17 protein-coding genes are annotated in these 11604 nt (G+C 63.2%); 1 reads left to right on the top strand and 16 read right to left on the bottom strand.

The genetic code is table 11. The features are described 5' to 3' along the window. Nucleotides 1-64 precede the first annotated feature (64 nt). The 15 genes from ABY403_RS07710 to ABY403_RS07780 form a co-directional block, all read right to left on the bottom strand. Nucleotides 65-727, bottom strand: a complete 663-nt coding sequence (locus ABY403_RS07710) for a phage tail tape measure protein (protein WP_372840188.1) — start codon at nucleotides 725-727, stop codon at nucleotides 65-67. Next, nucleotides 705-923, bottom strand: a complete 219-nt coding sequence (locus tag ABY403_RS07715; RefSeq protein ID WP_372840189.1) for a rcc01693 family protein — start codon at nucleotides 921-923, stop codon at nucleotides 705-707. Before ABY403_RS07715 ends, ABY403_RS07710 begins: the two co-directional genes overlap by 23 nt. Beyond that, entirely contained in the window at nucleotides 920-1240 is a 321-nt protein-coding gene (locus tag ABY403_RS07720; protein ID WP_372840190.1) for a gene transfer agent family protein, read from the bottom strand. The genes ABY403_RS07715 and ABY403_RS07720 overlap by 4 nt, the downstream gene beginning before the upstream one ends. Next, the gene (locus tag ABY403_RS07725) at nucleotides 1240-1653 is read right to left on the bottom strand and encodes a phage major tail protein, TP901-1 family (protein WP_372840191.1); all 414 of its coding nucleotides are present in this window, start codon (nucleotides 1651-1653) and stop codon (nucleotides 1240-1242) included. Before ABY403_RS07725 ends, ABY403_RS07720 begins: the two co-directional genes overlap by 1 nt. Before the next feature lie 70 nt (nucleotides 1654-1723). Next, a complete protein-coding gene (locus tag ABY403_RS07730; protein WP_372840192.1) occupies nucleotides 1724-2131 on the bottom strand; it encodes a DUF3168 domain-containing protein in 408 nt (135 codons plus the stop codon). Continuing rightward, nucleotides 2128-2466 (bottom strand): head-tail adaptor protein, encoded by a 339-nt coding sequence (locus ABY403_RS07735; protein WP_372840193.1) that lies wholly within the window; start codon nucleotides 2464-2466, stop codon nucleotides 2128-2130. The genes ABY403_RS07730 and ABY403_RS07735 overlap by 4 nt, the downstream gene beginning before the upstream one ends. Beyond that, nucleotides 2463-3059: a hypothetical protein gene (locus tag ABY403_RS07740; protein ID WP_372840194.1), complete on the bottom strand. Its 597-nt coding sequence runs from the start codon at nucleotides 3057-3059 to the stop codon at nucleotides 2463-2465. Before ABY403_RS07740 ends, ABY403_RS07735 begins: the two co-directional genes overlap by 4 nt. 142 nt (nucleotides 3060-3201) lie before the next feature. Then, on the bottom strand, nucleotides 3202-4401 hold the full coding sequence (locus ABY403_RS07745; protein ID WP_372840195.1) for a phage major capsid protein: 1200 nt from the start codon (nucleotides 4399-4401) through the stop codon (nucleotides 3202-3204). A 42-nt stretch (nucleotides 4402-4443) separates the two neighbouring features. Further along, a complete protein-coding gene (locus ABY403_RS07750) occupies nucleotides 4444-4998 on the bottom strand; it encodes an HK97 family phage prohead protease (protein ID WP_372840203.1) in 555 nt (184 codons plus the stop codon). A 13-nt stretch (nucleotides 4999-5011) separates the two neighbouring features. After that, nucleotides 5012-5245 carry a hypothetical protein gene (locus ABY403_RS07755; protein WP_372840196.1) on the bottom strand — a complete coding sequence of 78 codons (234 nt, stop codon included), beginning with the start codon at nucleotides 5243-5245 and terminating at the stop codon, nucleotides 5012-5014. 3 nt (nucleotides 5246-5248) lie between these two features. Next, nucleotides 5249-6439, bottom strand: coding sequence for a phage portal protein (locus ABY403_RS07760; RefSeq protein ID WP_372840197.1), 1191 nt, complete (start codon nucleotides 6437-6439; stop codon nucleotides 5249-5251). A gap of 143 nt (nucleotides 6440-6582) precedes the next feature. After that, nucleotides 6583-7926, bottom strand: a complete 1344-nt coding sequence (locus ABY403_RS07765; RefSeq protein ID WP_372840198.1) for a DNA-packaging protein — start codon at nucleotides 7924-7926, stop codon at nucleotides 6583-6585. Beyond that, nucleotides 7877-8200, bottom strand: a complete 324-nt coding sequence (locus ABY403_RS07770; RefSeq protein WP_372840199.1) for a hypothetical protein — start codon at nucleotides 8198-8200, stop codon at nucleotides 7877-7879. Before ABY403_RS07770 ends, ABY403_RS07765 begins: the two co-directional genes overlap by 50 nt. 232 nt (nucleotides 8201-8432) lie before the next feature. Further along, nucleotides 8433-9143 (bottom strand): FG-GAP repeat domain-containing protein, encoded by a 711-nt coding sequence (locus ABY403_RS07775; protein ID WP_372840200.1) that lies wholly within the window; start codon nucleotides 9141-9143, stop codon nucleotides 8433-8435. After that, nucleotides 9143-9466, bottom strand: a complete 324-nt coding sequence (locus ABY403_RS07780) for a 2Fe-2S iron-sulfur cluster-binding protein (RefSeq protein WP_372840201.1) — start codon at nucleotides 9464-9466, stop codon at nucleotides 9143-9145. The genes ABY403_RS07775 and ABY403_RS07780 overlap by 1 nt, the downstream gene beginning before the upstream one ends. 174 nt (nucleotides 9467-9640) lie before the next feature. Between ABY403_RS07780 and ABY403_RS07785 the strand changes: the two genes are divergently transcribed. Continuing rightward, nucleotides 9641-10168 carry a peptidoglycan-binding protein gene (locus tag ABY403_RS07785; protein WP_372840202.1) on the top strand — a complete coding sequence of 176 codons (528 nt, stop codon included), beginning with the start codon at nucleotides 9641-9643 and terminating at the stop codon, nucleotides 10166-10168. 50 nt (nucleotides 10169-10218) lie between these two features. Here the strand turns inward: ABY403_RS07785 and ABY403_RS07790 are convergent, their stop codons facing one another. Next, nucleotides 10219-11601, bottom strand: a complete 1383-nt coding sequence (locus ABY403_RS07790) for a Do family serine endopeptidase (RefSeq protein WP_372840204.1) — start codon at nucleotides 11599-11601, stop codon at nucleotides 10219-10221. Nucleotides 11602-11604 lie beyond the last annotated feature (3 nt).

The following is an 11604-nucleotide window of genomic DNA, read 5'->3' on the forward strand; positions in this document are numbered from 1 at the left end:
CCCGACCGATCCGAAACTCAGATTGGCAGGAAAGCGGATCTCGTGAAAAGCCATGCGCGCCTCCTCAGCGGTTGCGTTCGCCGCGCGCCAAAACGCGGCTCAATTGTGCCGCGATCTGGGCTTGGCTGCGGGCAAACCCGGTAGCGTCGGGGGTGGCGATGTTCATCACCACATTCACAGCACGCCCCGCCCCCGCCGCCTGCACGCCCAACCGCCCGTCGGCACCGCGCGCCAGCGGCATGATCGCCTCGGGCCCCGCCTCACCCATCAAACCGCGCCCGGATCGCATGGCAAATGAGGTCGGTGCCGAAACGACACCGCCCTTGGCAAAGGGCATCACCCGGCCCTGCGTAAAAGCACCACCTTCTGCAAACGGGAACATCCCCCTCAGCAGGCTGTTCATTCCACTCGCAATCGCGCCACCGAATGCGCTCTGCACCGGCTTCATCGCAGTTGCATAAACACTTTCGCTCATCGCACGCCCGACCTCGGCCAGCGCGTCCGACAGTTTCATTCCATCTAAGACAAGCCCGTCGAACGCGCGCCTAAGCCCCTTTCCGATTGAATTGCTAAGCGCCCCGACCTCGCGGTTCGTAAATGTCGCGCTTTCCCGCATCCGCCCCAGTTCTGCATTGAACGCCGCGGCCATGGTCTCGGCACCGCCCAAGCTGCGTTCAAGCGCCGCCGCTTGCTGGCCCAAGCCGTCAAGCCCGTCCACCTCGATCATCCCGTGATCCTTTCACCTTGTCTGGCCAAACCGCCGCCAACTCGTTCAGTCGCGCGCGGGTCAAAGGCGCGGTCGCAGCCGCGTCCCCCACCATCATCGCAAGCTCTGCCGGGGTCAGCCGCCAGAACTCTCGCGGTTGCAGGCCCAGCCCTTGCAGCCCCACCCGCATCAAACCCGGCCAGTCGAGCCCGCTCATTTCGCCCTCGGCACCGCGAAAGCGCGCGCCAATAGCTCTGCCGCCACGCGCGCCGCTTCTACCGGACCACCACGGATTTCGACCGTGCGCAGGTCTTCGGCCTCGCCTTGCCAGCCACCGCCACGCAGCCCCGCCACCAGCAACGCAAGCACGTCGCGGGTTGAAAACTGCCCCGCCTCGAACCTCTCGACCAACTCGATCAGGCTTCCCGCCGCCAGTGCCGCCTCCAACTCTGCCAGCGCGCCAAGCGTCAACTTGGCGACATGCCTCCGCCCGTCGAGCCAGATCGCCACTTCTCCCGCCCAAGGGTTCGCCATCAGAGCGCCGTGAAAGTCAGCACCCCGGCCGATGCCATGCTGACCTCGTAGGTTGCCTCGCCGTTATGGCTGCCTGCATATTCGACTGCGGTAATCATGAACGGCCCTTGGACAATTCCGAAGGCCGGTATGATCACCTGAAACTCCGGCACCTCGCCGTCGAAAAAGATCTGCCGTGCGCGCTCGTCGGTGTCGGCATCCTTGAACACGCCAGAGCCAGAGATTGCCGCCGATTTGACCCCCGCCCCCGCAAGCAGCTCGCGCCAGCCGCCTTGGCTTTCAAGACTGGTCACATCGACCGTCTCCGCGTTAAAGCTGATCCGCGTGGCCCTCAGCCCCGCGATGGTCTCGAACTGCCCACTACCAGTCAGATCGAGCTTGATCAGAAGGTCCTTGCCGTTCTGTGCCGCCATGCTTGTTCTCCGTTTGATGCAGAAATGCCCCGCCGGGCGCGCTAGCCCTAAGGCCCGAGGAATGCGCCGGTCAGATTTCGACCCGCGCCCGGAATGTCAGGTCAATGCGCCGCGTCTCGCCAGATTCCACGCGCCGCGCGCGCGCTCGCAAAAACCACAGCCCCACCAATCGGCCGCGTGCCAGCACCAGCGACGCCCCCAACAGCTCGTCGGAAATCGCCGCCGCAACCAACTTTGCCGTCTGGAATCCCGCGGCATCGGTAATGACCGACACCACAAAGTCATGCTCGGCCCCGCCCCCGGTGGCGTCCGAGGCATCACGCGCGTCTTCCGGCCCAAGGCTGACGAATGTGCCCGTCACCGCCCCCGGCGGCACCGCATCGTGGATGGCCTCACCCACCAGCGCCTCAAGCGCGCTTGATGCACGCAGCCGCTGATAAACCGCAGCCTGCAATGCGCCCGCGATCGCATAACTCATGCCACCACCTCCTCCTGCGCGAAGCAGGTCAGATAGAGCCCGGCCCGGTCGGCTTCGCTGACTGCAAGAATACGAAATATACGTGCGCCCTCGCGTAGCCGCTGTTCGGGGCGCGGTCGGCTCGGGCTGCCAAAAGGTGCCGCGCGCACCGTGATGCGGTAGGGCACCGTGGCGAGCGTCACGAATTCGCCCGCACGCTCACGCCCGGCTCCGGGTTTGACCTCGGCCCAAAGCGTGCCAATCGCTGCCCAGTTCAGCAGATACCCACCCGCGCCGTCGGCCACGCGCTCGGCCTGTTCCAGCACCAGTGCCCGATCAAGGCGCGGCGCGCTCATGCACGCCCCCCAAGCACGCGCACCGTGCGCCAAGGCTCGATCAGCGCCATCACCCCAAAGGGAATTGCTTGCGCCGCGCCGACGCCTTCGTGCCGCAATTCGTAATACTGCGCCGCAAGCAAAAACACCGCCTGCGCCAGATCCACCGGCAGGTCTGCCCAAGCAGGTCCGAACCCGGCAGTAAAATCGATTTCGGCGCAACCATCCGCTGGCACGCCCGGCAGGCTAGCGCCAATTGCCTGTAGATGCGGGCGGCTCATATCAGGCACCAGCCGATACCGCGTCGGTGCCACCACCGCGCTGACCCCTGCTGCATCGCGCAACCGAACTTCGGCAATCGCGCTCACCGGGGCAACCGGTAACGGCTGCGCCCGCGCACCACGCCAATTTCCAAGTGTCACCATGAAATCGCGCTGCATCAGCACCTTGGCCGTGCGCATCTCGATTGCCGCGATCGCCGCGCGCAGATAGGCCAGCAACGCGGCATCGCCTGCACCAAGGTCGGCAAAACCGGTGCCCAGCCGCAAATGGTCGCGAAACTCTGCAACGGGCAAAGCCTCGGCGGGCACCGCCGTCTTTTCGGTCAGCATCATGGAAATCTCCGCAAAACGCGCCCTTGCGGGCAAAAGCGGGCGCGGGCTGCCCGCCGTCGCTCGGACGGAGGGAGCAGCTAGACGACAACGGGCACGCGCCCGCGCCCACACGAGGGGGTGCACTGCACCCCCGCACGCGCCATTACGACGCGGCGAACTTCAGCAGCTTGATCGCGGCAAAGTCGCTGACATCGCCACCGACGCGCTTGGAGGCGTAGAACAGCACATGCGGCTTGGCCGAGAACGGATCGCGCAACACGCGAAGGTCCGGGCGCTCGGCAACCGTATAGCCGTATTTGAAATCGCCAAAAGCCATCGCATAGGTGCCCGAGGCGATGTCCGGCATGTCTTCAGCGATCAGCACCGGATAGCCCATCAACCGCGAGGGCTCGCCCGCCTGTAGGCTGTCGCTCCACAGGAAACGCCCATCCGCATCCTTCATCTTGCGCACCGCGCCGGCAGTTTTGGAGTTCATCACGAAGGTGCCATTCGCGCGATATTCGGCGTCAAGCGAATAGACCAAATCCACGATCGCATCCGATGCGTTGATCGTCGCGAAATCGCCGTTGTTACCGGTGGCAACATAGCCAAGGCTGCCCCAAGCCCAACTGTCGTTGGCGACTTTCGTATGGCTCAGAAATCCTTTGGGCTTGTCTACGCCGTCACCCGAAACGAAGGCCGCCGCTTCGGCGCGCGCGAACTTGTCGGCGATACGCTGCGCAAGCCAGCCTTCAATGTCAAAGGCGCTGTCGTCCAGCAGCCTTTGGCTTGCTTTCGGCATGGCGCTCAACTCGTGCAGTGCAATCGAGATGCGGTCGATCTGCGGCGTGCCGGTTTCCGTCAGCGCCGCAGTTTCCGACGCCCAGCCCGAACCCATTTCGCTATGATCCACCAGCACATCAAAACTGGTCGCCTCGACGTTCACCACATGTGCGATCTGCCGGATAGAGGCTGTGGCCTTCAGCACACCACGGATCGCGTCCGAGGTTTGCGGGTCCACCAGATAGCCACCCTCAGCAGAAACCGCGGTGTTGAGCGCCTTGCCTTCCAACATCAGTCCGCGCAGCCCGTCATCATCGCCCGACCGCAGATACGCGGCAAAGGCTTTTTGATGCGGCGCTTCCTCCTGCGCGGCGGCGGAAAGGGCATGGCGCCCGCTCGTCATCGATTTTGCATGCAGCATGGTCAGTCGTTCTTCCTGTTGTTGCAACCTGGTCTTCACATCGTCCTGAAAACTTCTGATCTCGTTCAGGAAACCGGCCAGCGCGGTTTTCACCTCAGCCACCGGTGCCGGGCCACCGGGCACACCCGTCTCGGCCCGAGCCTTGCTCTCGGTCTTCATCGTCACTCCACCTTTTGATAGGGTTGAGGGGTTCGGCGCGGCCTAGCGGTCCGCCAGCACTCTGGTCGCATCGGCAAGTGCGGCGACCAAATCGCGCAAATCGGATGCCTCGGGCCCATCGCCCTTGGCCCCAACCCGCGCCTCGTTGAGCATCGGAAAAGTCACTACCGAGACCTCCCAAAGCTCAAGTTCCGCAAGCAGCCTTTGGCCTTTTGCGTTCTTTTCGGCCGCAACCGTGCGGTAACCGATCGACAAACCGTCAATCGCCCCCGCGGCAATCAGCGCCGCCGCCTCGCGCGCCCGGTCGATTTCGGGCAACAAGCGGCCCTTGACCCAAAGCCCCTGCGCGTCCTCTCGGATCTCGTCCCAGACACCAATCGGCTGTGCCGGATCGTGCTGCCAAAGCATCTTGACGCTTGCCCCATTGGCGGCAAGGCGCTTCAGCCCCGCGGCATAAGCACCCGGCAGCACCACATCGCCCCCCTGGTCTGCAACTCCGAAAAGCGAGGCATAGCCCGATATCACCAAACCGTCGGTGACACTGACCACATCACCCATCCGGGTGAACTTCTGTTCCAGCCCGTAATCTTGTGTCATCATGTAGAAATCCTCACTTCGGGGCCCATGAAAGCACCCCCTGCACCGCCTGCGACAGAATTACGGCAACCACGCCGTAAACTGTCATCCAGAGCCGCTTTTCCAATCCGCCGATCATCTGTTCGATCCGCTCAAGCCGCTTTTCGACCTGCCCGAACTGCAATTCCATGATCCGCTCGGTCGCCTCGAACCGCTGTTCATGCACTTCGAACGGCGCTTTGAGATAGCGCGAGCCTGCCTCGCTCATCCCTTACGCCTCCACCAACGGCGGCAGCCCCAGCAAAACGCGCTTCTCCGCATCTGAAAGAAACTCGGCCCCGCCGATCCGCTGCCATTGCTGATCGCGCTCCGCAGCCAGCGCGGGAATCTGGTCAAGATCGGGGCGCAGCTCGATTGCCGCGCCCAAGTGGTGTGAAAGCCAATAGGCAATCGCGGCCGAAACCCGCGTTGCAAGCGGCAGCACCGTCAGGCGGTAAAAGGCCCGATGCGCCTCTTGGTAGTTGGCATAGGTCGCATCGCCCGGTATGCCCAACAGCATCGGCGGCACACCGAAGGCCACCGCAATTTCGCGCGCGGCCGCCTGCTTTGTCGAATGAAACTCCATGTCCGATGGGCTGAACCCCATGGGCTTCCAGTCAAGCCCGCCTTCCAGCAACATCGGCCGTCCGGCGTTGCGTGCACCTTGATGATGCGCCTCCATCTCGCACACCAGCCTGTCATACTGATCCGGGCTCAATGCGCCCTGCCCATCAGCCCCTTTGTATATGATAGCGCCCGAAGGCCGCGCGGCATTGTCCAGCAACGCTTTTGACCAGTTCGAAGCGGCGTTGTGCACATCCACCGCCACCGCCGCCGCCTGCATCGGTGAAAGCCCGTAGTGGTCATCCTGCGGATGAAACGCCTTGATGTGGCAAATCGGGTCAGAGTGGCCCAACATGTCAAAGCGATGCTTTCGACCGCCAACCGTATAGTCATAGGCCACCGGCCAACCATCGGCCCCCGGCACAATACTCATGCGGTCCGAACGCAACACATGCAGCTCGCGCGGCAGCCCCGGTTCGGGCGTCACAGCCTCGATATAGCCATTGCCCGAAAGCAGAATCTGCCCGTAAAGCGCCTCGAACAGATCGGCGCGCCCCTGCCCCGGATTGGGCCGACGCATAAGGTCGATCAGCGGATGCACGTCATAGCGCCGCTCCGCATCCTGACAAACCAGTGGCAGCGCCGCGCCCGCCTCGGCAATCAGCTTCACGCAGCGAAACCCGATCGGGTTTGCGGTAAAGCCCTGCCGCGTCATGCTGCCTACATCGCGTGCCGACCAGATAGCACCGCTGCGCGCGGTGCCCGAAGCCATCGAAATCACGCGCCCAGTCGCCGAGGCTTTTTGCTCTGGCACCGCCGCCGCGCCGTCACGGCCACGACGAAAAAAATGCATCACCATCTCTTGCTCCTGTCTGCCATGCCCACCGCGCAGGTTTGCCAAGACGCAGCAAAAAGGCCGGGTCGCCCCAGCCTTCCCCTCTGCCCAAGGGCCGCAAACCCCCGCGCCCGTTCATCTTCCAAATGCCGCAGAAATGGCGCGCCCTACAAACCGCGCACCCGCGGGTTTCGGTGCTGCGCGGCAGGCTCAAGGATCAGCTCATGCAATGCCCAGACCAGAGCATCGAGCCGGTCTGGGCTGCCCCGCCCCTGAAAGCCCTGCGCGGTCATCTGGCACATCTGGTCTTCCAGCCTGCCCAACCCGCGCAGGTGCCGCACCCGCCCTTGCTCATACAGCGCCGCGGCCGGTTCGGCCCGCATCCCCTTGCCGCGTCCCGCCACCAGCTTGCGATACGGCACCAGTGGTGCCACCTGTCGCAGAACCGCCTCGACCAGATCGCCACCTTGGTTGACCTCGGCCACCAGCCGCTCTGCACCGTGGCGCTCCACGGCGGCTGCGGCTGCCTTGGCCCATTGCATGGGCGAGGCACCCTGCACACTCGCGTCTTCCAGCACATAGGCGCGCCAATTCTGCACAGGCCCTTGCGTAACCGCCCCCACCACCACGATCCCGCAGGTGTCAGAACTACTGTTGGCCGTCACCGCCGGGTCTATCGCCACCACAATCCGGTCAAGCGGCGGCGGCTCGTTCACCCGCAAGGCCTCTAGCGCCGCACCAGACCAGAGCGCGCCCGGAACCTCTTCGACCAACAGCCCTTCCAGCTCTTGCTGTCCTTGCCGCGTTCCCGCGTAGCGCGCCGTGACCTCCTCCAGAAACGATGCTGCCAGATAGGCGCGGTTCGCCTCGGTCGGCGCGTGTGTCACCACCGTCGAGGGGTTGTTCAAGATCGATTTCAACACATGAACATTGCGCGGCGTTGTGGTGACAACCTGCTGCGGATGCTCGCCCAGCCGCAATGCGAATTGCAGCATGTCCCAAGCATCTTCGGCGTATTTCCACTTTGCCAACTCATCCGCCCACGCCGCATCGAACTGCGGCCCGCGCAGACTCTCGGGTTCATGCGCCGAAAACACCTGCGCCACCGCGCCATTTGGCCAGACCAAACGCTTGCGCCCTGCTTCCCAGTCCGGCCTGCGGTCTGGGGGCGAACAAGCCAGAATACCGCTTTCGCCAAAAACCATCACTTCGCGCGCTTGATCATAGGTTTCGCCCAGCAGCGCCACATGCCGTGCCCGCCCCGCGTCCAGCGGGCGCGCGCCTTCCACTTGGGCACGCACCCATTCCGCCCCGGCGCGGGTCTTGCCCGCACCGCGACCGCCCATGATGACCCAGCTTTTCCATGCCCCCTCGGGGGCGATCTGATGCGGTAACGCCCAGAAGTCGAACACCCAAGGCAGGGCCAGCAACGCATTGTCGCTCAACCCCGCCAGAAACTCATCAACCTCCTCCGGCTGCGCGGAGGCGAGCCAGGCGGCGCCCGATCTCATCTCTCGCGGCGTCGAAGTCGATGGCGTAATCCCGCACGACCCCGGCAACGTTTTTGCGGAGTTTTTCAACTCTGGTCCTTTCATCCATTACCATCTGCAATGCCGCCCGAAGGTCTTTCACCGCCTGCATGGCGGTTTTAACCTCGTCGGCTTTGCCCAATCTGATGCCCTGAAGTGCGGCGGTCAGTTCAACCGCCACCTCCCGGTACAACACCTCTGTCTCCGCGATCAGATCCGCCGGAGCCGCTTCCTCGCCCGAGAAAGTCACTATCATCTGCTGCTGCGCCCGCCTCTCATGCCATTGTCCGCACGAGCGAAATGAAAAAGCGGCACCGGGTTGCCCCGTGCCGCTTGCCCACTTCTCCTAGCATGCCTGTTTTCTACTTTAGGGCGTTCGCAAAGTCAAGTTTAAAATCTCGGGTTGCACGCACCCTGCGCGCGTAACATTAGGTTTTTGTTAAGGAAATCCCACAAAATCCGCTTACCCATTGTTTTTAGGGGCATCTCTATGGCACGCTGAATGTACAGCCCATTGCGGCAGCCGCCTCGGCAAAACTCTCGGGTCCGCGATACCTGCCCAGCGCTGCACTCTGTAGCGCCCCATCGACCCAGCGCGTTGCCATCACCTGCGCCCAAGTCGAATCGGCGGTCAGCATCACAGGCCCGTCAGGGCAGGCTGCAATTCCGCCCTCAAGCACGGCAGACCGATACTGGTGGCTGGGCAAGCCACCGCTTTCCGCCAGCACCACCAAACCTTGCCGGTCAAAGCGCACCACGCTCAACACCGCATCAAGATGCGGGCGCAGCACATAGGCAAACTCCAACCTTCCGTCACCGTCAACATCCAGCGCGCCCAATGGTGCTAACCAACGATGCGAGGTGCCAATAAACGGCCCTGCCGCAATCCGCCCCTCTGGCCCCCAGATCGCCAATCGCGCGCCTTTGGCAACCTCGCTTTCAACCACAACCGCTTCTGCCACCCCGTCGCCGGTCAAGTCTGCCAGCCGTGGTGCCACATCTTCAAACACCATATCCGCAGGCAAGCCAAAGCGCCGCTCGCCGCCGCCCTCCAGTACCAGTACCAGCTCCGCCCACTCGCCCCCGGCCAACGCGCCATGGCCATAGCGCGCGGTCGGTGCATCGTAGCGGGCCGAGACTATCGTTTCGCCCAAGGCTGGCGTTGCAAACATGGCCAGCGCCAGCGCGAAACGCTGCATCAGATCTGCTTTTCAGGAATATTCACCACCAGCCCGTCCAACGCCTCGGTCACTTTGATCTGGCAGGTCAGGCGCGAAAGTTTCGGGTCTGTCTTGTAGGCGAAGTCGAGCATATCCTCTTCCATCGCATCTTTTTGGGGAATCCGATCAACCCATTCCTCGGCGACATAGACATGGCAGGTGGAACAGGCGCAGGCACCGCCGCAATCGGCATCGATACCGGGCACGCCATTATCGCGTGCACCCTCCATAACCGTCTTGCCCGGCTTTACCTGCACATCGTGCCGCTTGCCGCTGTATTCCACATAAGTAATCAGTGCCATGTCAGCTACTTTCCCAGTTTTGCGGCCCTTGCCGCCGTCAATTGCAAACGAGACTTATGCCCATCAGAACGGCATTGCCAGATGTGGTGGCTTGCATTTGGCGCAACTGGGCTTTCAGGCACATCAACCTTCCGTTAATGTCGCAAAAACCGTGCCCGCAGGAAGCCCGATTACATGCCCCGCGCCTTTGCCATCGCCCTTAGCGTGCTGTCACTGGCCTCCTGCGCGCCCACCGTGCCGCTGCCTGCAACAGAGGTCGCTGCGACCCTGACCGGCGAGGTGCGGCTGCAAGCGCCCAGCGCCGCCCAGGGCGCTTGCTGGGCCAGCCAAGTTCGCCCGGCGGTGATCGAAACGGTCACCGAGCAGGTCTTGATCCGTGCCGAACAGCGCGACCCCGCGACCGGCACCGTGATCCGCCCGGCGGCATTTCGCACCGAAACCCGGCAAGAAATCGTCTCGGAACGAACCCCAATCTGGTTCCGCACGCCCTGCGCCGATGCGCTGACACCAGATTTCGTCGCAGCACTGCAACGTGCGCTGCGGGTGCGCGGTTACTTCCACGGCTTCGTGAATGGCGAGTTTGATAGCGCAACAGCACGCGCAATCAGCGCCTATCAAACCCCGCGCGGCCTGCCCAGCAGCACCTTGGCGCTGGCGACTGCACGCGAACTTGGCCTGATCGCGGTCGAGTTGGATCGCTGAAATGAAAAGGGCGCCCAAGGGGCGCCCTTTCAGCGTTTCGTGCCTTGGCCTTACGGCGTCGGCAGTGCCACGAACCGCGGCTCGCCATCGCGGCGGATCAGCAGCAACACCGACTTGCGCCCCGCAGCGGTCGCTTCTTCCATACGCGCGTTGAGGTCGCTCATGCTGGCCACCGGTTGCTGCCCGGCCTCGGTGATAACGTCACCGGCGCGCAAGCCGCGCTGCCATGCTTCGCTGTCGGTCTTGACTTCGGTGATAACCAGCCCCTGCGTGCCTTCGGGCAGGCCCAGCGTGTTCGCCGTCTGCGGCGTCACCGGTTCCAGCGTCATGCCCAGCAGGCTGCCAGCAACCGGTTGCGGTGCTTCGGCACCTTCACCTTCGGCCAACTCGCGCTGCCCGAGCGTAACCATCAGCTTCACTTCGTCGCCGTTGCGCAGCAACACCACTTCGACCGCTTCACCGACTGGCGCATCCGCCACACGGCGCACCAGATCGCGACTGTTGCTTACAACACCGCCATCGAAACTGGTGATGATGTCGCCCGCCTTGATCCCGGCATCAAGCGACGGCCCGGTTGGCACGTCCGTCACCATCGCACCGCGCGTGTTGCTCAGCGCCATCGCTTCGGCCATATCGGCGGTAATGTCTTGAATCTTCACGCCAAGCCAGCCGCGCCGCGTGGTGCCGAACTCTTGCAACTGCGCGACGACCTTGGAAACCACGTTCGAGGCCATCGAAAAGCCGATGCCGATCGAACCGCCATTGGGCGAAAGGATCGCGGTGTTGACCCCGATCACCTGACCATCAAGGTTGAACAGCGGCCCGCCCGAGTTGCCCCGGTTGATCGCGGCGTCGGTTTGCAGATAGTCGTCATAGGTGCCGCTCAACTCGCGGTTACGCGCCGAAACGATTCCGGCAGAGGCCGAAAAGCCCTGCCCCAGCGGGTTACCTACCGCCAAGACCCAGTCGCCGACCCGCATCACATCGCTGTCGCCAAACTCGACAAAGGGTAGCGACTCCTCAGTAACCACCTTCAGCACGGCGATGTCGGTTTTCGGGTCGGTGCCCACCAGCGTCGCAGCACGCCGTTCGCCCGAAAAGAACTCGATCTCGATCTGATCTGCGTCTTCGATCACGTGGTTATTGGTAACGATGTACCCATCGGCCGAAACGACAAAGCCAGAACCAAGCGCGTTCGATTGGCGTGGTGCGCCCTGACCGTTCTGTCCGTTGAAATCCTTGAACAGATCACCAAAGGGCGATCCGTCGGGAAACACCGGGCTACCATCGATCGGCGCAGCGACCGTGGTTGTGGTCGTGATATTGACCACCGCCGGGCTCACCTTTTCGGCCAGATCGGCGAAACTTTCTGGCGCGGCCGCTGCGCGTTTCGGCGCAACCGCCCCAAAAGCCACCGCGACCGATAGCAGGATGAC

The organism is Phaeovulum sp., assembly GCF_041596715.1.
Taxonomy (GTDB): Bacteria; Pseudomonadota; Alphaproteobacteria; order Rhodobacterales; family Rhodobacteraceae; genus UBA6213.

What these genes read in the sequence shown, in the direction of transcription:
- ABY403_RS07710 (WP_372840188.1), bottom strand. Translation starts at nt 727, where the DNA reads ATGATCGAGGTGGACGGGCTTGACGGCTTGGGCCAGCAAGCGGCGGCG.
- ABY403_RS07715 (WP_372840189.1), bottom strand. Translation starts at nt 923, where the DNA reads ATGAGCGGGCTCGACTGGCCGGGTTTGATGCGGGTGGGGCTGCAAGGG.
- ABY403_RS07720 (WP_372840190.1), bottom strand. Translation starts at nt 1,240, where the DNA reads ATGGCGAACCCTTGGGCGGGAGAAGTGGCGATCTGGCTCGACGGGCGG.
- ABY403_RS07725 (WP_372840191.1), bottom strand. Translation starts at nt 1,653, where the DNA reads ATGGCGGCACAGAACGGCAAGGACCTTCTGATCAAGCTCGATCTGACT.
- ABY403_RS07730 (WP_372840192.1), bottom strand. Translation starts at nt 2,131, where the DNA reads ATGAGTTATGCGATCGCGGGCGCATTGCAGGCTGCGGTTTATCAGCGG.
- ABY403_RS07735 (WP_372840193.1), bottom strand. Translation starts at nt 2,466, where the DNA reads ATGAGCGCGCCGCGCCTTGATCGGGCACTGGTGCTGGAACAGGCCGAG.
- ABY403_RS07740 (WP_372840194.1), bottom strand. Translation starts at nt 3,059, where the DNA reads ATGATGCTGACCGAAAAGACGGCGGTGCCCGCCGAGGCTTTGCCCGTT.
- ABY403_RS07745 (WP_372840195.1), bottom strand. Translation starts at nt 4,401, where the DNA reads ATGAAGACCGAGAGCAAGGCTCGGGCCGAGACGGGTGTGCCCGGTGGC.
- ABY403_RS07750 (WP_372840203.1), bottom strand. Translation starts at nt 4,998, where the DNA reads ATGACACAAGATTACGGGCTGGAACAGAAGTTCACCCGGATGGGTGAT.
- ABY403_RS07755 (WP_372840196.1), bottom strand. Translation starts at nt 5,245, where the DNA reads ATGAGCGAGGCAGGCTCGCGCTATCTCAAAGCGCCGTTCGAAGTGCAT.
- ABY403_RS07760 (WP_372840197.1), bottom strand. Translation starts at nt 6,439, where the DNA reads ATGGTGATGCATTTTTTTCGTCGTGGCCGTGACGGCGCGGCGGCGGTG.
- ABY403_RS07765 (WP_372840198.1), bottom strand. Translation starts at nt 7,926, where the DNA reads ATGAGATCGGGCGCCGCCTGGCTCGCCTCCGCGCAGCCGGAGGAGGTT.
- ABY403_RS07770 (WP_372840199.1), bottom strand. Translation starts at nt 8,200, where the DNA reads ATGATAGTGACTTTCTCGGGCGAGGAAGCGGCTCCGGCGGATCTGATC.
- ABY403_RS07775 (WP_372840200.1), bottom strand. Translation starts at nt 9,143, where the DNA reads ATGCAGCGTTTCGCGCTGGCGCTGGCCATGTTTGCAACGCCAGCCTTG.
- ABY403_RS07780 (WP_372840201.1), bottom strand. Translation starts at nt 9,466, where the DNA reads ATGGCACTGATTACTTATGTGGAATACAGCGGCAAGCGGCACGATGTG.
- ABY403_RS07785 (WP_372840202.1), top strand. Translation starts at nt 9,641, where the DNA reads ATGCCCCGCGCCTTTGCCATCGCCCTTAGCGTGCTGTCACTGGCCTCC.